The organism is Paenibacillus sp. AK002, assembly GCF_053903045.1.
In genome coordinates, this window is the sequence record NZ_CP096377.1 from 3,675,492 (window position 1) to 3,693,304 (window position 17,813).

General features: G+C 46.9%; 15 protein-coding genes. 7 read left to right on the plus strand and 8 right to left on the minus strand.

The genetic code is table 11. The annotated features are described in order from the left end of the window. Positions 1-75 precede the first annotated feature (75 nt). The 7 genes from M1D70_RS16145 to M1D70_RS16175 form a co-directional block, all read right to left on the minus strand. Entirely contained in the window at positions 76-2,562 is a 2,487-nt protein-coding gene (locus M1D70_RS16145) for a DUF4855 domain-containing protein (protein WP_456287302.1), read from the minus strand. 295 nt (positions 2,563-2,857) lie between these two features. After that, positions 2,858-4,132, minus strand: a complete 1,275-nt coding sequence (locus M1D70_RS16150) for a Gfo/Idh/MocA family protein (protein WP_456287303.1) — start codon at positions 4,130-4,132, stop codon at positions 2,858-2,860. A 96-nt stretch (positions 4,133-4,228) separates the two neighbouring features. Beyond that, positions 4,229-5,911: a response regulator transcription factor gene (locus tag M1D70_RS16155; protein ID WP_456287305.1), complete on the minus strand. Its 1,683-nt coding sequence runs from the start codon at positions 5,909-5,911 to the stop codon at positions 4,229-4,231. Positions 5,912-5,923: 12 nt separating this feature from the next. After that, complete coding sequence (locus tag M1D70_RS16160) at positions 5,924-7,654, minus strand: sensor histidine kinase (protein WP_456287306.1); 1,731 nt, start codon at positions 7,652-7,654, stop codon at positions 5,924-5,926. Positions 7,655-7,694: 40 nt separating this feature from the next. After that, positions 7,695-8,579, minus strand: a complete 885-nt coding sequence (locus M1D70_RS16165) for a carbohydrate ABC transporter permease (RefSeq protein WP_176502408.1) — start codon at positions 8,577-8,579, stop codon at positions 7,695-7,697. 37 nt (positions 8,580-8,616) lie between these two features. Continuing rightward, a complete protein-coding gene (locus tag M1D70_RS16170) occupies positions 8,617-9,522 on the minus strand; it encodes an ABC transporter permease (protein WP_456287307.1) in 906 nt (301 codons plus the stop codon). A gap of 116 nt (positions 9,523-9,638) precedes the next feature. Next, positions 9,639-11,312, minus strand: a complete 1,674-nt coding sequence (locus tag M1D70_RS16175) for an extracellular solute-binding protein (RefSeq protein WP_009590103.1) — start codon at positions 11,310-11,312, stop codon at positions 9,639-9,641. Positions 11,313-11,617: 305 nt separating this feature from the next. Between M1D70_RS16175 and M1D70_RS16180 the strand changes: the two genes are divergently transcribed. The 6 genes from M1D70_RS16180 to M1D70_RS16205 all read left to right on the plus strand — a co-directional run bounded on the left by M1D70_RS16180 (position 11,618) and on the right by M1D70_RS16205 (position 16,897). After that, on the plus strand, positions 11,618-12,466 hold the full coding sequence (locus tag M1D70_RS16180; RefSeq protein WP_009590105.1) for a helix-turn-helix transcriptional regulator: 849 nt from the start codon (positions 11,618-11,620) through the stop codon (positions 12,464-12,466). A gap of 106 nt (positions 12,467-12,572) precedes the next feature. Next, entirely contained in the window at positions 12,573-13,955 is a 1,383-nt protein-coding gene (locus M1D70_RS16185) for an ADP-ribosylglycohydrolase family protein (protein ID WP_456287308.1), read from the plus strand. A gap of 410 nt (positions 13,956-14,365) precedes the next feature. Next, positions 14,366-14,824 carry a LytTR family DNA-binding domain-containing protein gene (locus M1D70_RS16190; RefSeq protein WP_009590087.1) on the plus strand — a complete coding sequence of 153 codons (459 nt, stop codon included), beginning with the start codon at positions 14,366-14,368 and terminating at the stop codon, positions 14,822-14,824. Next, positions 14,821-15,231 (plus strand): DUF3021 domain-containing protein, encoded by a 411-nt coding sequence (locus tag M1D70_RS16195; protein WP_009590093.1) that lies wholly within the window; start codon positions 14,821-14,823, stop codon positions 15,229-15,231. Before M1D70_RS16190 ends, M1D70_RS16195 begins: the two co-directional genes overlap by 4 nt. Positions 15,232-15,248: 17 nt before the next feature. Continuing rightward, positions 15,249-16,160, plus strand: a complete 912-nt coding sequence (locus M1D70_RS16200) for an ATP-binding cassette domain-containing protein (RefSeq protein WP_456287309.1) — start codon at positions 15,249-15,251, stop codon at positions 16,158-16,160. Then, positions 16,157-16,897, plus strand: coding sequence for an ABC transporter permease (locus M1D70_RS16205; protein ID WP_009590096.1), 741 nt, complete (start codon positions 16,157-16,159; stop codon positions 16,895-16,897). Before M1D70_RS16200 ends, M1D70_RS16205 begins: the two co-directional genes overlap by 4 nt. A gap of 27 nt (positions 16,898-16,924) precedes the next feature. Here M1D70_RS16205 and M1D70_RS16210 read toward each other — a convergent pair whose 3' ends face one another. Beyond that, positions 16,925-17,293 (minus strand): winged helix-turn-helix transcriptional regulator, encoded by a 369-nt coding sequence (locus M1D70_RS16210; protein ID WP_096773888.1) that lies wholly within the window; start codon positions 17,291-17,293, stop codon positions 16,925-16,927. 139 nt (positions 17,294-17,432) lie between these two features. On the opposite strand from M1D70_RS16210, the gene M1D70_RS16215 reads away from it, so the two are divergent. Next, the gene (locus tag M1D70_RS16215) at positions 17,433-17,786 is read left to right on the plus strand and encodes a DoxX family protein (protein ID WP_036660610.1); all 354 of its coding nucleotides are present in this window, start codon (positions 17,433-17,435) and stop codon (positions 17,784-17,786) included. Positions 17,787-17,813: the final 27 nt, after the last annotated feature.

Here is a 17,813-nt window from a genome sequence, read left to right on the forward strand (position 1 = left end):
ATCATAAGGCACCATGCATTATGGCGCGACAGAATTTTGTCATGGAATTCCCTGCCGTTACCGGATGCCCGGTATTTACGGCGTCGGCGGCAAAACGACGGCTCCATTCGCCTTGCCGTCAATGCCGAGAACTTCGATTTCATCAAGGAAGACCCAGACGTTGACCGGGAATTCGATCTTGACGTAGCGGGCGTATACTTTATCGGCTCCCGCTTTCCCCGGCACGCCGTCTGCTGACCCGCTCCATCTCACGAATTCGGCAGAGGCAGCATCAAGTGCCGGTGGTGTTGAAACGGTTGCCAGCGTGCTCCAGGTTTGGCCGTTCGTTGAAACGGAAAAATCAACGTTCTGAGGGAAATAGATGCCGGGTCCTTGATCCTGAAGAAAATGGGCTCTGATTGATCCGATCGATTTGTTGCGGCCCAAATCCAATGTGATGGTGCGGCTTCGTTCTTCAGGGTAGGTGCTTCCCGCATGGCCCTGCCACTGCTCGTTGCTGAAATCCGTTCCGCCGAATAGGCCGTTCGTCAGTTCATTCCCAGAATCGGGATAGCTGCTGTTCGGCGGTCGTGAAATGGTATAGCTTAGTCCTTGAGCCAAATTGCCGAGGCCCCAGTCGTCTGACCAAATTCCCATGAGAACTTGGGCATAGGTATCAAGCACCGTTGCTATCGGTGCCGAAATCAACCCTTGTGCTTGCACGGCCGGGTCGTGAATGTGTGCGAGGAAATCCTGCATATACGTTACGGCGTCCTTCGGCTTGTTTTGCTCCAGAAGCAGCTTGATGTTTTGCAAACGGTACAATAACTCATTGCCAAAAACCGAATTGATTTCGTTCGACGCGACGTAACTGCGTACAAGCTCTTCCATTGTCTCCGGCGTCGGGCTGCTGTCAATCGTGTACGTTCCATTCAAGAACTGGTACAGCCAGTCATACATTAAACGCAAGCTTGGGTCCTTGCTTACCCCTAAGTTATAAACGGCATTATTACCTTGGTAATACGCCCTAAATCCATTCTGCATCAAGCCGGTGTCAACACCGCTGTTCAAGTATTCGATATAACGATCGCGGAATACGCCCTCCGTCAGCATCCGGTCATCGAACTCAAGCTCGATCGACATCCCATATTGCTTGGCCAGATTCGCGGCATCCTCCAAGCGGTCGGAATCCATTCCGCCGAAGAAATAGTTAGGCTGAAGCGCCACGGCATCAAACCCTACCTCTTTCCACATAAAGCTTTTATAAGCCAAAGAGTGAGGAATCCAGAAAAATTTCAAGTTCATGTCATGAACTTTGCCGCTTACAGCTTTGAGCAAATCCGGGCCTGTATCGCTTGTGCTGATTTGTTCTTCCAGCCAGTACATGCCGACAAGCTCCAGATTGGAATAGTTCGCCTCCTGCCATCTTTGGCGAACCTGATCCAGCCACCACTGCATCACTTTTATCCGGTTTTCGAGCGCTTTCTCTTTGCCGACAACCGAGTCGTTAAAGCTTTCGGATACCCCGTCACCGTCAACGTCGCCAAAGTCGTTTACGTATTCCCCCGGGTTCGGAATCATGAGCACAACCTTCATTTTATGATCAGGCTGGTTCAGCTTGGCTCCGACTTCCACTGTAGCCTCATTCAACTGCTGCATATCCCCCGCGGCTGCGAAGGTTTTATCCAAATACCAGTTCCAGTCCTCCAGGATCGTCTGTCCGACACCGAAGTCGCGGCCGGCAGGCGAAGCCAGTCCGAGATATAATATCCCATCAAAAAGCCAGTCGACAGGCTCGCCGTCTTGATTTACGTAACTGATGTTAGGGATGATCCGTTCCTTGTTCCAATCGCCCAACCCATCTGCATATTGTCCGTTATACAGCAGATTCAGGTTCCGGATACCGGCTGTAGCTTCCCCCGGCTCCAAAAAACGTGGCTGTTCGGCAGGAACCTTTATCGCCCCCTGAGCCTTGCCATCCGTACCTATAATTTCGATTTCGTCAATGTATTCCCAATGCGAAGGATGCATCGTAAAGGTTACTTTAACATAACGCGCATAAGCCAGCTTGCCGTCCGTATTCCCGCCTTTGATTCCATCCCGGCTGCCGTCCCATTCAAAGTTCTCCTGCCTTGGCGGTCCTTCCCCCCAGAGCAGCTGGGTGGCGTTATGGGACAGCAGGCCCCAATGTTCTTTATCGTCGGAGACATACATCGATACGGTCAAAGGCACGAGGATTGAGTTGGTAGGATAATCTTGGAAGAAGTGAGCGGTAATCTTTCCGATTGACTTTTCCTCACCGAGATCAAAGACGACTTCCCGCGTTTTTCCACGCAGATGCCCTACCCATGCCGGGTCATTCATATCCAACGTGCCATATTTTCCATCCGTAAGTTTGTAATCGCCGTCAGGATGCGACGCTTCTGGCTCCTCAGACCATTCATATGGGAGGCCGGCCGCAAGATTGCGGAATTGCGTATCCTCCACTCCCGGAGCAGGCGATTTAGCCTGCACCGCAGAAATCGAGGAAATCAGCAATACTGCTGTCAGCAGGACGGATCCCCATTTCTTGTTCATAGTCATTAGGTCAGCTCCTTTTTAATCTCAAGTGTAGAAATGCCTGAAATCTTTACCCGCTTTGTGATGGATACTTAAATGGATCCCCCCTTTCACGAAATTCGGCAAACGCCATCGTTGGAACCGCTTTCACAAACAAAGATTTCTCATTCCTCATTTCCTTCTTTGTTCGCAGACTTGTACGGCATCCGGGGTACGCACTTCCCAAGCCCGAACGCCGCGGATGTCCGCCATAATTACCGCGCAGCAAGTGATTCCGTTTCATATTGCCAATCCCGCATCGTTTTGCAGTTGTGTACAATTAAACGCCCGCTTCCTCCTTCTGATACATCTCGGTCAGCTTGATGCTTCTGCCTTGCTGCAAACGGGATCGTTCGGAAGCGAAGGCAATCAAATGGCTTTGTAAGGAAGCGGTAGCCGATGTAAGGCCTTGAGACGGGTTGGGGTCGAACTTATGTACATTTTTGAGGAAAGAGCTCACCATGCGCTCATCGCCTCCGCCGTGGCCGTCGCCCTGCACGCTGCATTTAATTTCAATCTCTTCGCCCGTCGCATAGCGGTACAGCGTAAATGAGCCCTTATCCATGTCGCCAATGATCTCTCCCTGCGTGCCCATAATCTGCACACGGCGAGTACCGCTTTGGGTTAATCCCGACATAATAAAGTTAGCATTAGCGCCGCTGACAAATTCCATATTGACGACCTGATGATCGACCACATTGTTATCGCAGCGATAGACGCAGCGGCCGAACGGTCCTTCCTTGAGCGCCCGGATAATGCCTTCCTGTGATAAATCATGCGTCATATAGCGCGCCCAATGATCGGCAGGCTGCTCCAAATACATTTTAATCGCTGAAAAGGCACATTCCCTCTCCGCCTCGCAACCATCGATGCAGCGGTCTGTTGCACCCTCCGGCGCGTTCTCGGCTTTAAAATGAAGCAATGAGCCAAAGGAGCTGACCGCTGTGCACGGTTCATCCATCAGCCAGGAGATGAGATCCAGGTCATGGCAGGATTTGGCCAGAATCATCGGGCTTGTTTCCTCGGAATTGCGCCAATTGCCGCGTACGTAGCTATGAACCATATGGTGATAGCCTACGTTCTCTGTCAGCTGAATGGTGCCTATTGCACCCAGCTCCCCATCCTCGATGCATTTCTTGATGCCCGACCAGAACGGGGAATAGCGAAGCACATGCGTGACCACCAGCAAACGCTTAAACTTAAGGGACGCTTGCTCCAGTTCGATGCATTCCCGTGCATTCGGTGACATCGGCTTCTCCAGCATGACATGGTAGCCAAGCTCCAACGCTTTCATTGTCGGTATATAATGCATCCGATCAAGCGTGCAGATGATCATCACGTCGGCTATTTTTCCCTGCTCGAATGCTTGTTCCCATGAATGATAAACATGCTCTTCGGCGATTTGATGAATCTCTGCAAAACGCTGTCTGCGTTCATCATCCGGCTCGGCTACAGCAACAAATTTCAGCTCATTCGGAAATTTTTCCGCATACGGTCCATAGATGTATCTTCCTCTACTGCCTGCGCCTAATAGTACAGCCGTTAATGTTCTCAATGTTAGTCCCCCTTGCATGTACAATTGCATTATAATTTCATTGTAAGGGGTGACTCCGCGCATCAAAATAGATCATTGCTTACATTCCATATACATTTATTGACCTTGCTGCATCGTTTCGGTACGGGCCGTCCGAAAATCCTGCGGCGTCATATCATTTTGCTTCTTAAAGAAGCGGATAAAGGCAAGCGCTGAATTGTAACCGAGCTTGGCGGCGATTTCATTGACCTTCATGGATGTATTGAGCAGCATATCTTTTGCAATGACATTGCGGTAATCATTTACGTATTTAGAAAGACCAATTCCCGTGATCTGTTTGTATAGCCTTGAGAGATAGGATGGATTCAAGCTGACATAATCCCCGATCGCGGTTAGGGAAATATCATCCGCAATATGCTCCTCTATATAACGATGCACCTTATTGACGACCTCCGCCGGCAGTTCCGTCCCTCGAAGCGCATTCCATTCAAAAAAGCTGTCCGCAATTTGCCAATAGTATGGAATCAGTTCCGTCCATGAAGCGGTCTCCTCCTGGCGGAACAGCAGATCCAAATTAATCTGGGTGTTCATATAGTCTCGCATATCTTTATTTTTGTGCAAATGTGCCAGAAATACCGCAGATAGGAAATGGTACAACTCAACCTTGCGCTCATAAGGAGTATCCGGATCGTTCCAGATATCTGTCAATTCAACAAACAGATGATTAAACTGCTCGCGGTGATTATTTTCAAGACAGCTCATCAGCAGCTGTACGCGAGCGTGAAAAAAGCTGTCATGATAGCTTTTCGCCTTCTCTTTTTCTTCGGACTTCTGAAGATCTTGATCGGTCATGATGACCTCATGGAACAAGCCATGGCCTTGCATAAGACCGTATTTCATCGCATGAAAACGATCCGACAGCCGATTCCATGGGACAGCCTCGCTGCCAATAAGAAAAGATACGGAGAGGTTCAGCAGCCTTTTGCTGGTCGCCTGGATCGTCTCCAAATTGCCGCTCACATAGCGGTATGCCCGGGTCCATTCCATCGTACGGGTATCCGCCGTTATCTCCGGACTGGCTTTAGGCTGAAAGATCCATACCATTTTGTTCATATCAAATACGACGGAGAAGCAGCGCACATGGGCGGATAAATACTCATCGCCGATATTTTGAAGGGCGTAAGCGAGCAAAGCCTTGTCCGGCGCCGTGAACATTTCCTTCCAGGCATCGATCCGGCCAATCAGTAAATAGACGGGCAGCGATGCGTCGAGCGGAATGTCCATTTCCGCAAAAGCGTCCCGAAGCTGCTGCCCCGTCATCGTCTTGCCTTGTAATAAACCCCAGATATATTCCTTCTGCAGGGAAGGCATCGCTATTCTCATTTTGGACTGGGCCCGCAAGATCATTTGAGCCTGACCCTGTTCCTCTTCTATTTCCTCTATCGCCCGTTCAACGGTATGAATGATCTTCTCGTCGCTTTCCACTTTCAGCAAATAATCAAAGGCGCCGAATGTTAGGGCGTTCTTCGCATAGTGAAAATCATTGAACCCGGTCAATAAAATAACTTTGCACGCCGGCCACTGCGATTTGATTTCCTGCAGCAGCTCGATGCCCTCTATGCCGGACATCTTAATGTCCGAAATCACAATGTCCATCCGATGATGGGACAGCACCTCAAGGGCCTCTTCGCCGGAATAGGCTTTCATGACCTCAAGCTCCAAATGCTCCGTCTTCTCGAACAACTCCAGAAGACCATCTACAATAATCGGCAGATCATCCACGATTAATAGCCTGTACATGGCGATTCCTCCTTAGCTCAAACTCAGTTTAATAATAGCTTGAAGCCCGCCAAGCTCAGAACGTGATACGGTAATCCCATACTCTTCTCCATAACGAAGCTGAATTCTGCGATGAACATTAAACAGGCCGGTTGTCTCCTCCATCTGGTTCGTTGAATAACGCAGCCTCTTGCCCAGCGCTTCGATCTCCTCGTCCGTAATGAACTCGCCGTTATCCTCTACATAAATGTACAAAGCATCATTTCCCAGCTTGCTGTGCACCCATAGCTCGCCCTTGCCGCGCATATTGCCGAGGGCGTACTTATAAGCATTTTCAATAATCGGCTGCAAAATCAATCGGGGGACTTCAATCGGCTGGGCTTCGGCTTCAAACAGCACTTGGATTCGATCTCCGTAACAAATCGACTGCATCTCCACATAAGTGCGGGAATGCTCAAGCTCCATCTCCAGCAGAATGTCGTCATCATGATGGCGAGTAATGAACTGAAAATATTGCCCGATGTACAAACAGAACTGGTAGGCTTTTTCCTTCTGGGTATCGGATTTAATCAAGCGGCAAAGCACGAAAAAGCAATTATATAAAAAATGAGGATTTATTTGCGATTGCAATCGCTTCAGCTCCGAACGCTGATTGCGAATTTGCTGCTCATAATTTTCCTCAATCAGTGTTTTCAAAGATTTCACGGTATCGTTAAAAGCCTGGTATAAATAGCCGAACTCATCCTGCCTGCGGTCGATCAAGATCGGCTCCAGCTCGTTTTGCTGCATGCGGCGGAAGGAACGCACCAGCTTTAACAACGGACGGTATATTAATCGGATGATAAAATAGGTAAAAAATAAAAAAATACAAACAGCAAGCGCGCAAGCCCACCAAAACAATGCCCTATATACCTGCAATGAACCGAGAATCATCTCTTCCGGTATGCAAGTTACCGTGTATGAATTCCAGAGACTGGAATACTTGAATACGGTTAGAAAGCGCTTGTTTTTATAATGAACCGTATCATAGCCTTCATCTATTTTCGCTGCCTGCTTCTCAAAAGCCAGCTGCTTCATCAGATCATGTAATTCAAGGTCGGAGCCGCTATTGATTTCCCAGCCGCGCTCCAGATTAAACAATACGGTCTGGCCTCCCCTGCTATTGCCGATTTGCGCTAAGGTTTCTTTAATTTTGCCGGTTGAGAGCTCTACGCCTACCACATAGAGCGGGTTTTTTTTGCTTGCAGGGTACTGCATCGTAATAAACAGTCGGTCCTGCCAGTAAATAAAGGGCTCCGTATAAAGCTTCTTGTCCGGCTGCATCGCTTCATATTCTTCCGCATTCAGCTTTGTTTCAAAGCTGTTGCTCAGCACAGTGCGCTCGATTAGCGGAATGTACGCCTTCGCCTCGCGAATGAACGGACTGGAATTTTTCATTAAATCCAGGCGGTGCTGAATATCCAATATTTTATACGACCGCTCATAGGAGTTCATCTGCTCGCCTGTCGCCGCCACTTCCATCAAATCCCTGTCCATGACGTAGTTAGGCAAATATCGGCTGATCCGGTCTGCTTCCTGATCCAGGGATTCTAAATAAAACCTTGTCGTATTCAAAATCGAATCGGATATTTCACTGCGGATATGATCGGCCCCTTGCTCATTCATCATCCAGGTAATTGCCATAAGCGGCAGTAAGGCTGCCAAAAAGGCAGCCATTATTTTTTTGAATATGGAGGAATCCTGTAATAAGAATATACTTTTCATCGTTTGTTCTCCTGTGCCCGAGATCTACGACTTTCCTTGTCTATTCTTTTACACTTCCCATCACAATGCCCTTGATGAAAAACCGCTGCAAGAATGGATAGACAATAAGAATCGGGAAAGCCGCAACAAAGATTTGTGCCGCCCTGCTTGTACGGTCAGACAGCTGCAGCATGAGTTCCACATTTTCTGATTTAAGAAATCGGAAATCCATCTTAATAATAACGGTTTGCAAGAAGGTTTGCAGCGGGTAATTTTCCGGATGATTCATATAAAGCATGCCATCGAACCAGCTATTCCAATGCCCTACCATCGTAAACAGCCCCGTTGTTGCCAGTGCGGGCAACGATAGCGGAACATATATTTTCCAAAGCGTTGCAAAATGCCCGGCTCCGTCAATCCGTGAAGCATCCTCAAGCTCCCTGGGCAGATTGCGGTAAAAGTTCAATAGCAGGATGACGTTGAACACGTTAATTGCCATAGGTAGCACCAACGCTCCGAGAGTATCAATAAGTCCCAAGCTTTTAATTGTCAAATAGGTAGGAATGAGTCCGCCGTTGAACAAAATCGTGAAAACAAATATCCATGCATAGACGGTTCTTAGACGAAACGTATTGCGATCCTTGGATAAAGGATAAGCTGTAATAATCGTTAACAACATACTTAATACCGTCCCGACAACAACCCGTTGAATCGAAATGCCAAAGGCTCTTACATACTCAGGCTTGCCGAACACATTATCATAAGCCGCCGTTGTAAACTCTACAGGCCACAGCGCAACCTTGCCGGCTGCCGCCGCCGAACCCGAGCTAAACGAAATCGCCAAAATATGAAGGATCGGCATTAAGCATAAAAAAGATATAAACGCTAGAAAGACTAGGTTGCAAACTAGAAAAGCCCTTCTTCCGAATGACGGTTTAATAACCACGGTCAGTCTCCTTTCTGAATCACCGACTTTTCATCTATTAGAAAATACGGTAATTCGCTAGTCGGTATGCGAGTACGTAGGATACGGAAATGAAAATAAAGGATACGACGGATTTCAATAAGCCGACAGCTGTGGCAAATCCGAACTGGGCTTGCTGGATCCCCATACGGTAGACAAAAGTATCAATGATATCGGCACTTTCATAAACCGGCGCGCTGTACAGGTTAAAGATTTGATCAAATCCCGCATTCAGCACATTGCCGATATTAAGCGTCAGCATAAGAACGATGATCGGCATCATGCCCGGCAGCGTCACGTGAAGCGTTTGTTTCCAGCGGCCCGCACCATCGATTTGAGCGGCTTCATAAAGCGTAGGATTAATTCCTGTCAGTGCTGCCAAATAAACAATGGTACCAAATCCAAATTCTTTCCATACATCGGAGATGACCATGACATAAGGGAACCAGTTATTGTCGCCAAGAAAGAAAATCGGCTTCATGCCGAACCATCCAAGCAGCTGGTTCAATATGCCGGAGGAAGGAGACAAAATATCGACCAAAATCCCGCTCAGCAGCACCCAGGATAAGAAATGGGGCAGATAGACCAGGGTTTGGAACGTTCTTTTCATCCATTCTCTACGCAATTCATTAAGCAAAATTGCTATCGTGATTGGCACGAACAAACCGGCAACGATTTTCATTACAGCAATGTATACCGTATTAAAGAAGATGCGGCCGATATCCGGATAATCCATTAACAGCTGGAAGTTCCTCCATCCGATAATCGGGGAGCCGAACAACCCTTTATTCGGCACATATTTTTGAAAAGCCATCATGATTCCTGTCATAGGAATGTAACTAAAAATAACAATCATAGCTAAACCCGGCAGCAACATCAAATGAAGCGGCCATTCCTTCTTCCACATGCGCGTCAGACTATTCATATCTTCACCTCGCTGATTCACTTTTCATGTTGTGCGCATTCCTTGCTCAAGAACCTGATTGTTCTTGAAAAAAGGAGGGATTGCATAGATTCAATCCCTCCTTTGCGCTACAGATCCTATTTCATCGATTGATACCACTCGTTAACTTCTTTCGTGATTTCATCGCCGCCAAGCTTCTTCCACTCTTCAACGAATGTATCGAATTCGTCTACGGATACTTGGTTCATTATGATTTTGATGAATATTTCATCACGTTTCTTCGTTAAAATTTCTTGACGGTCTGCCATCGTCGGCGTAGGTGCGCCGTAGAATTTGTTTTGCAGGTATTCTTTGTTTTGCTGGATTTTTGGGTTATGCGATACCGCTCCGTTCGGCCCCGAAATCAGCACTTCCCACCACATATTGATATCGCTACCATCGATAAATTTCATCGCACGTTCATAACGACCCTTCTGGTCTGCAGTTTGAAGAATGCTAGGATCTTTCGTTTCGATCGCTTTCGGCAGAATTTCGCCGTTGTTATCCATCTGTTTGCCTACGCGAAGCGGGTTCAGCAGCCAGTAGTTGTTGCCTTTTTCTTGTTTGTCTTTACCATACAGATAGATTTTTTGCTCATCTGTCGGATTCATCGTATTATCAACGACGATCCATTGGTTCAGCAATTTGATAACGCCTTCAGGATGCTTGGCTTGTTTAGAGATCACATAGTACTCGTCAACACCAAGACCAATTTGATTCAATGTAGGCTTGTTGTCTACGGAAGGGATAGGGAACACTCCCCATTCTTGAACAACCTTCCCGTCTTTCACAGCGCCCTGCACAAGCTGCGCCGGTGTCCAGGAAGCACCAAATACCATGCCGATGCTGCCGTCGTAGATGAGCTCAGCGGCTTTTTCCGTATCTTTAACCGCAAACTCAGGATCGATCAACCCTTTTTTGAACATGTCTTGCAGCGCTGCAAGCGCCTGCTTCATCTCGGGCTGGATATCACTGTTCATCAAACCGCCGTTCCCATCTTCCATCCAAATGTTTTCATAAGCGTGATAGCCGTTCAAGAACGCTCTCAGACCGGTAACGCCTGTCTCGATACTAAATGGATTTTTGCTGACCGCAATACCGTAAGCTTGTTTTGTGCCGCCAGGATTCTTGGTTTTGAACGCTTCGGCGATTTTTATGAAATCATCCATTGTTTTAGGCTCAGGCAAGCCAAGTTCTTTCAGCCAGTCTGTACGAACGAACAAGTATTGATAGTTGAACGGGTTGTATGAGCTTGGAATCCCCATCATTTTCCCGTCGATCATCGCAGTTTTCATCTGCATGCCGCCGTCCATGGTCAGAAACTTTTTCGTCTCTTCCGTAGCATGCTGATCATAAATCTCTGTCAAATCCATAATCATATCCGCTTCAGTAAGCTCTTTAAGCTGTGCGGCGTTTACAAGCAAGAAATCCGGAAGATCGTTGGATGCGATCGCAATTTTTACTCTCTCTTTAAATTGGCTTACATCGGCAATCCACTTGTTTGTAATTTTGACACCGATATCTTTTTCATAAACGTCATAAACTGAGTTTTTGTCGAAGTCTTCACCTTCGTCAAATTTCAAGTAAGGATCGCTTGGCGAAACCGTTGAAACCTCAACGATATCATTGCTGTTTCCTGTGCCTGGCGTTTGGATTGGTTCCTTGGAATTTCCAGGTGGTTGGTTTGGCTCAGACGACGTTTTGAAGCCGCAGCCTGTAATCGCCAATGCAAGCGTCAAGGAGATCATTGCAAGTGCCTTTTTGCTCTTCAAATTTTACCCCTCCGGTACATTTCGTTTAGTTTTCTGCAAATTGTATTGCAGTCTTTCATAATTCCAGTATAGAAAGAAGCCCCCCGCTGTTCTATATACTAGTCTTTACTTTCGTATACACCTCTTGACACCAGGCAAAAAGCAAATAATTACCGTGATTCACTTATACATCGGCGGCGTTTACTTTTCAATTGAAACACCTCAAAATGTATGTATGAAAGTAAATAACAGTATCTGGTTGAAGGCATGCCTTGTCTATATACTTAGCATACAAATTCATGTTTGTCTGGAGGCGTTGGATCATAATGAAACTTCATATTGCCTATGACCATCCCATTGCTATCAATGCTTTCGAATGGACACCTGCCACTTATCGGCAGCCGCCTCATGTGCACGCAAGTCTGGAGATCGGCCTCTGTTTAACAGGCAAAGGCTATTTTTACTTTGGCAACAAACAATATGCAGCGAAACCTGGCGACTTATTTCTGGTCAATAATGAAGAACGGCATATTGCCCAATCTGCCCCCGACGACCCGAGCCGCTATCTTTTTATTAACTTTGATCCCGCGCTGCTGCTAGCGGAAGAGCCCGGTCTGCTGCTGCCATTCTCCTATCGCTCCACTCATTTTTGCAATCATATTATGGGCGGCTCGCCCCTCGCCACACTGCTTACGCCTTGGGTGCTGGCTATAGCGGAAGAGCTGCGGGAGAAATCCCCGGGTTATGTGGTCATGGCCAAAAGCGCGCTCATTCAGCTGTGCGGCCGTCTTCTTCGACATTACAACGGTTTGCTAACCGATGAGGAGCGTCATCATATGGTACATTCCGTTCGCCAAGCGCAATCGTTGGCCGCTTTGGTCGAGCATCGTTACCACGAGCCGGTTAGCTTAGGGGAATTGGCTGATGAACTTGGTTTAAGCGTCTCGCGCGCGAGCCGGGCATTTCTGGAAACGACCGGTTATCGTTTCTCGGAATATGTTTCCTTGCTTCGTGTCCAGGCTGCCAAGCGTGAATTGGCAGGAACGGACAAAGCTGTTGCTGATATTGCATTCGAATGCGGTTTTCAAAGCTTGCCGACCTTTTACCGCGTATTTAAAGAGAATGTCGGTCTGTCCCCGGTCCATTATCGGCAATCTATGGGGATTACGGAGTGAGCAAAAAATGAGAATAATGCTTTCCTAATTTGAGAAGTCATTGCCGGCATGGCTGGTTATAATCAAGGCATATGTTGATTTCATGTATTTCAGGAGGGCAACTGTGATGACGAAATGGATTGGACTGAGGGAAATAGTTCGCGACGAAATAAAACAGCGCGGAGAAGAAGGCTGTCATGTAGAGGGGATGACCGAACGTCTGGAAGCAGCCGGCACAAACGAAGCAAAGCTTATGGAAGTATACCAGGCTTTAATGGCTCTTGAACCGCATGCGGATTTCAAGTATTTCGAGCCGTCGGAATTGGAGGCCATTCGCGCCGAACGTCCGGATGGACCGAGACTCCTGTCCGGAAACTGGGATGAGCTTAAATGGCAGGATAAATTTCATGGTGCGTGGCTCGGCCGTTCGGCTGGCTGCGCGCTCGGAAAACCTCTCGAGGCTCCTGCATTCATGCAAGGCTCGGGCGGAAGACCCGGCTGGCACAATATTAAGTTGTGGTTCGAAGGCGCAGGGCAATGGCCGATTCGCCACTATACACCGGGCGATTCAACTGCAGAAGCCGAGTACGGTATCGAGATAGCAAGGTGGAGCAGCTTGGCCAGCTGCCGGGATAACATTCGTTTTATGGAAACGGACGATGATGTTCGATATACCGTTCTCGGTCTGCTCATGCTTGAGGAACGCGGATTTGATTTCAACTCCTGGGATGTAGGCAAGCTGTGGCATCGTCATTTGTCATTCGGGCAGGTATTCACGGCAGAAGCTCAGTCCTATCTTAATTTCGCTCGTGTCACTTCACATATTAGCGGCGATCGGCCAGATGACTGGGAGAAACATATCCTCTGGGGGCGTTCTTATTTGAATCCCTACCGCGAATGGATCGGCGCCCAAATCCGTGTAGACGGCTATGCATACGGTGCTGCCGGCCAGCCCCAGCTTGCAGCTGAGCTTGCTTGGCGTGACGCTTCCTTCTCCCACGTGAAGAATGGGATTTACGGCGCCATGTTTTGCTCGGCAATGATTGCCGCCGCATTCGTTGAAAGTGACATGAAGCGAATTGTTGAGATCGGATTGAGTGAAATTCCGAAACGCAGCCGACTTGCAGAAGATATCGCATTAGCGGTCAACATTGCTGAGGAAACGGAAGACACATTAGAATTGGTGAGTAAAATATGGGAAGCGTTTAAGCACTATCACCCGGTTCATACGAACAATAATGCTGCATTATGCGCGGCTGCGCTCATTCATTCCGGAGGCGATTTTGAAAAAGGCATTACGACAGCCGTGCTTGGAGGCTGGGACACCGATTGCAATGGCGCCACCGTCGGCTCCATTCTTGGCGCATCGCTTGGAGCGGCGGCACTTCCTGAGAAGTGGATCTCGCCGCTAAACGATACGTTGTATGCCGATGTCAGTGGCTTCCACCCCATTGCCATCTCCGAATGCGCTCAAAGAAGCTATTGGGTCTTCCGAAAATTGCAGCATTAACATGATTTAGGATGAATCGAGTATAATGCGGTATCATATTAAACTAATATGTCCGTTAACATAAGAGGCAGCTGATCGCTCTGATCAGCTGCCTTCTTTTTTATCCAACTTCTCTTGAGAAATTGCCCAAACATTAACTTTCCAAGCATTTAAATAAAATCTGTGTAACACCCCCGATAATATCCTCTTTGGTAAGTGTTCTGTACGCCCGATGAACTCATTTCGATAACTCATTTTAGAAGGTATAAGCCATTTTCGTGTAGTATTTTATCTGCTTCGCTGCAGGTCGGACGCCGATACATGCATCTTACTGCCCGCGTCCTGCGTGTCGCCTTTGTTTTAATGACAATTGAAAAATCGCCATCTATACTAAACCTATAAAGCGTATGGAATGGAGGAGCCGTCTATACATGAAAATTTCACTCGACATCGACCCGCGCAACGAAGAAACCACGGTGACGATTCACTGCAAAGAATTGACCCCAGCCATCCAGGAGATCCTCGAGTACCTCAATAAGAATGACACGGATTTGATCGTCGGAAAAGATGGAGAGAACCAGCACTTAATTAAGCACGAGGAAATACACTACTTTCGTACAGAAGGCGATGTGGTCACAGCCGCCACCTCAGAAGGAATCTTTAAAGTAAAAGAAAAATTATATGAGCTCGAGAACTCCCTTCCCTCCCACCGGTTTATCAGGATCTCAAAGTCCGTCATTGCAAACCTCTATGCAATGAGCCATTTCGAACCATCATTTAACGGGACCCTTTGTGTTCACTTTAAATCAGGTGAAAAAGAATATGTTTCGCGACATTACATTGGCCGAATTAAAGAAGTTTTAAGAATGAACAGGGGGGAAACGAAATGAATGCATTTTTTTTCAGAAGCATGATCGGTATATTCTTCGGGGCCTTTATTGCTGTAATGACTACAAGTGCGCTTATTTATTTTGGCGGACAATCGACAATAGACGGAATGCATTTTATTAAAAATGCATTGGGTTATATATTCTGCGGCTGGCTGTTTACTGTCACCCCCCTCTACTTTGAAATCCGCTCACTTGCCCTGCCCATGCAGACCGCTCTGCACTTTCTAACAGTCACCATACTCTACTTTATATTAAGCCTATGGGTTGGCTGGATTCCGTTTGATGTAAAGAATTTTTTGATATACCTGGCAATCTCTATTTTCGTTTATGCCATCGGATGGATTGGGTTTTATCTTTATTTTAAAAATGAATCAAAAAAGCTGAATAACGATCTTAGAAAGCATTGAATAAAAGGAGGATACGCATGGAGAGTGTCATTACAGTTCACAATTTATCGAAAAACTTTGGCGTGACCAAGGCAGTAAAGAATCTTTCCTTTGATGTTTACAAAGGTGAAATCTTCGGGATTATCGGACCGAACGGCGCAGGGAAAACGACCACCCTCGAAATCCTGGAAGGAATCTCCGATCCAAGCGAGGGAGCGGTTGAAGTCCTTGGACTTGTCCCCAATAAGCAGCTTCGGGAGTTAAATAAGAGAATTGGTGTCCAGTTTCAAGCCACTTCGATCCAGAAGAAAATGAAAGTAAAAGAAGCGCTGGATCTCTTTTCTTCATTTTACGATAACGCTACGCAGAAAGATCATTTCATAGAATTGCTTGGCTTAAACGAAAAGCTGAACGTAAAATTTGATGACTTATCCGGCGGATGGAAACAGCGGGTAACTCTTGCTTTAGCCACTCTCCATGAGCCTGAAATCTTATTTCTTGATGAGCCGAGCATGGGTCTTGATCCATCGGCAAGGCGGGAAATGTGGTCTTTGATCCGGCTGTTACGGGACCGTGGAAGTACGATTGTGGTGACCACGCACTATATGGAAGAAGCTGAGCAGCTGTGCGACAGGGTCGCGATGATATACAGCGGCCAATTAAAAGCTTTAAACTCCCCTCGTGAATTATTAAACGAAGGTGCTGCTAATTGTCTTACCTTTATCAGTGAAGGACTCGCCCCCGAATATCTAAGCTCGCTTCCCGGCGTGGAGCGCGTTGAAAAGAATCAAGACGAATTCAAAGTGTTTTGTGATGACCAGCAGACAACGGCTTATCACATTTTCAGTTACTGTCAGGAAAAAGGCATCCCATTGTCCAGCTTCAGGTTTGAGAAAGGCTCTCTCGATGATTTATTTATCCAGTACCTGGAAAAGGAGAAAATCGGATGAAGGCAATCGTAAAACTCGCCAGTTTAGAAACGAAAATGTTCTTTAGAGACCGTTTAAGCATGTTTTGGACATTCCTCTTTCCCGTTGTGATGATTGGACTGTTTGGATCCATGTTTGTTGGAGATAACATGAGCAAAAGGGCTTTTGCGGAATATTTTGTTCCTTCGTGGATTGGCGTCAATATCGTAACCACTTCCTTTTTTACACTGGGAACTGTTTTAACCAATTACCGGGAAACGGGCGTATTAAGAAGATATCAATCAACACCGCTCCAGCCATGGAAAATCCTCGCCGCCCATACCTTTCAAGGAACCGTCATCTTTGCTATATCCGCCATGCTCCTGATGGTCTTTGGCATGCTGCTCTACGATTTGACCCTGCCGGCCTACATCGGAAGCACCCTGCTTTCATTGCTTATTAGCATCCTCGCCTTTTTCCCATTTGCTTTATTCTTGACCTCATTAGCAAAAAACACTCAGGCTGCTTCCGCAATCAGTTCATTATTTCTAAACCTGATGCTGTTCCTGTCAGGAGCGACATTCCCGCTGGAAATGATGCCGACGGTTCTTCAATATGCAGCGAAAATACTACCGCTCTATTACGTCATTCAGTTGCTGCGGGGGACGTGGACAGAAGCGCCAATTACGGAGTATGGCTTTGAAGCTGCTGTTTTGATTGGCATTGCCATTGTATCTGTTGTGCTTGCTACACGGTTTTTCCGGTGGAGCGGGAAATAGGAATATTATAAGAAGACTTGCATCGCCTCATTTATAATCGGTTGACCCGGTTTCATACCTGAAACGATCTACTCCATAGAGCGTATTCATATGCTCCATATGAGCCGCTCCCCAATTGTTCAATGCCTTTAGCACCGTGCTTAAACCTTTGCCATACTCGGAAATTGAATACTCTACTTTTGGAGGGACCTGGTTATAAACCTCTCGATGTACAATATCGTTATACTCAAGCTCTCTTAACTGTTGGGTAAGCATTTTTTTGTTTATACCCGGTATCGATTTTTGAAGCTCGCTGAATCTCATGGTACCGTTGGAAATCAGTTGAAGTAAAATGACGGGCTTCCATTTCCCCACCAAAATATCAAGCGCTGATTCAAATTTGCAATACTCTTTCATTGAACTCCCCGCTTCCCTGTACCTTAGGTAACTTTTTATTCACTATGTTTAGATAAAGTGCCTACTTCATTGAACCCAATTACTAGACTATTATAACCTCAGAGAACGCAAATAAGTAATAAGGAGGTTAGCACCATTCATGAATATCGCATTATGGATCATTCAAGGGCTTGCTGCGCTGGGGTTTGTTTACTCAGGATGGTTAAAGGCGTTTCAGTTTGAAAAAGCCAACGCGTCTTGGGGATGGGTGAAAGACGTTCCCAAAGCGTTCGTCGTCTTTATTGGGGTAGCAGAATTGGTAGGAGCTTTCGGACTCATTCTGCCACTAGCGATGTATATCGCGCCCATATTGACGCCTATTGCCGCTGCAGGTCTTGCCACAATCGTTCTTCTTGGCGCCTTATACCATGTTGCACGCAAGGAGCATCGAGAAATAGGCGTAAACGTTGTCTTCTTTGTGTTAACTGTATTTATTGTGATCGGTCGTTTTTAAACCAGCATCTGCCGAAGCTGGATTCAA

Excerpts from the sequence above, each read along its gene's own strand:
- M1D70_RS16200 (WP_456287309.1), top strand. The coding sequence starts at position 15,249 with ATGGAGAGTGTCATTACAGTTCACAATTTATCGAAAAACTTTGGCGTG.
- M1D70_RS16180 (WP_009590105.1), top strand. The coding sequence starts at position 11,618 with ATGAAACTTCATATTGCCTATGACCATCCCATTGCTATCAATGCTTTC.
- M1D70_RS16215 (WP_036660610.1), top strand. The coding sequence starts at position 17,433 with ATGAATATCGCATTATGGATCATTCAAGGGCTTGCTGCGCTGGGGTTT.
- M1D70_RS16170 (WP_456287307.1), bottom strand. The coding sequence starts at position 9,522 with ATGAATAGTCTGACGCGCATGTGGAAGAAGGAATGGCCGCTTCATTTG.
- M1D70_RS16185 (WP_456287308.1), top strand. The coding sequence starts at position 12,573 with ATGACGAAATGGATTGGACTGAGGGAAATAGTTCGCGACGAAATAAAA.
- M1D70_RS16210 (WP_096773888.1), bottom strand. The coding sequence starts at position 17,293 with ATGAAAGAGTATTGCAAATTTGAATCAGCGCTTGATATTTTGGTGGGG.
- M1D70_RS16205 (WP_009590096.1), top strand. The coding sequence starts at position 16,157 with ATGAAGGCAATCGTAAAACTCGCCAGTTTAGAAACGAAAATGTTCTTT.
- M1D70_RS16195 (WP_009590093.1), top strand. The coding sequence starts at position 14,821 with ATGAATGCATTTTTTTTCAGAAGCATGATCGGTATATTCTTCGGGGCC.
- M1D70_RS16190 (WP_009590087.1), top strand. The coding sequence starts at position 14,366 with ATGAAAATTTCACTCGACATCGACCCGCGCAACGAAGAAACCACGGTG.
- M1D70_RS16160 (WP_456287306.1), bottom strand. The coding sequence starts at position 7,654 with ATGAAAAGTATATTCTTATTACAGGATTCCTCCATATTCAAAAAAATA.
- M1D70_RS16155 (WP_456287305.1), bottom strand. The coding sequence starts at position 5,911 with ATGTACAGGCTATTAATCGTGGATGATCTGCCGATTATTGTAGATGGT.
- M1D70_RS16145 (WP_456287302.1), bottom strand. The coding sequence starts at position 2,562 with ATGACTATGAACAAGAAATGGGGATCCGTCCTGCTGACAGCAGTATTG.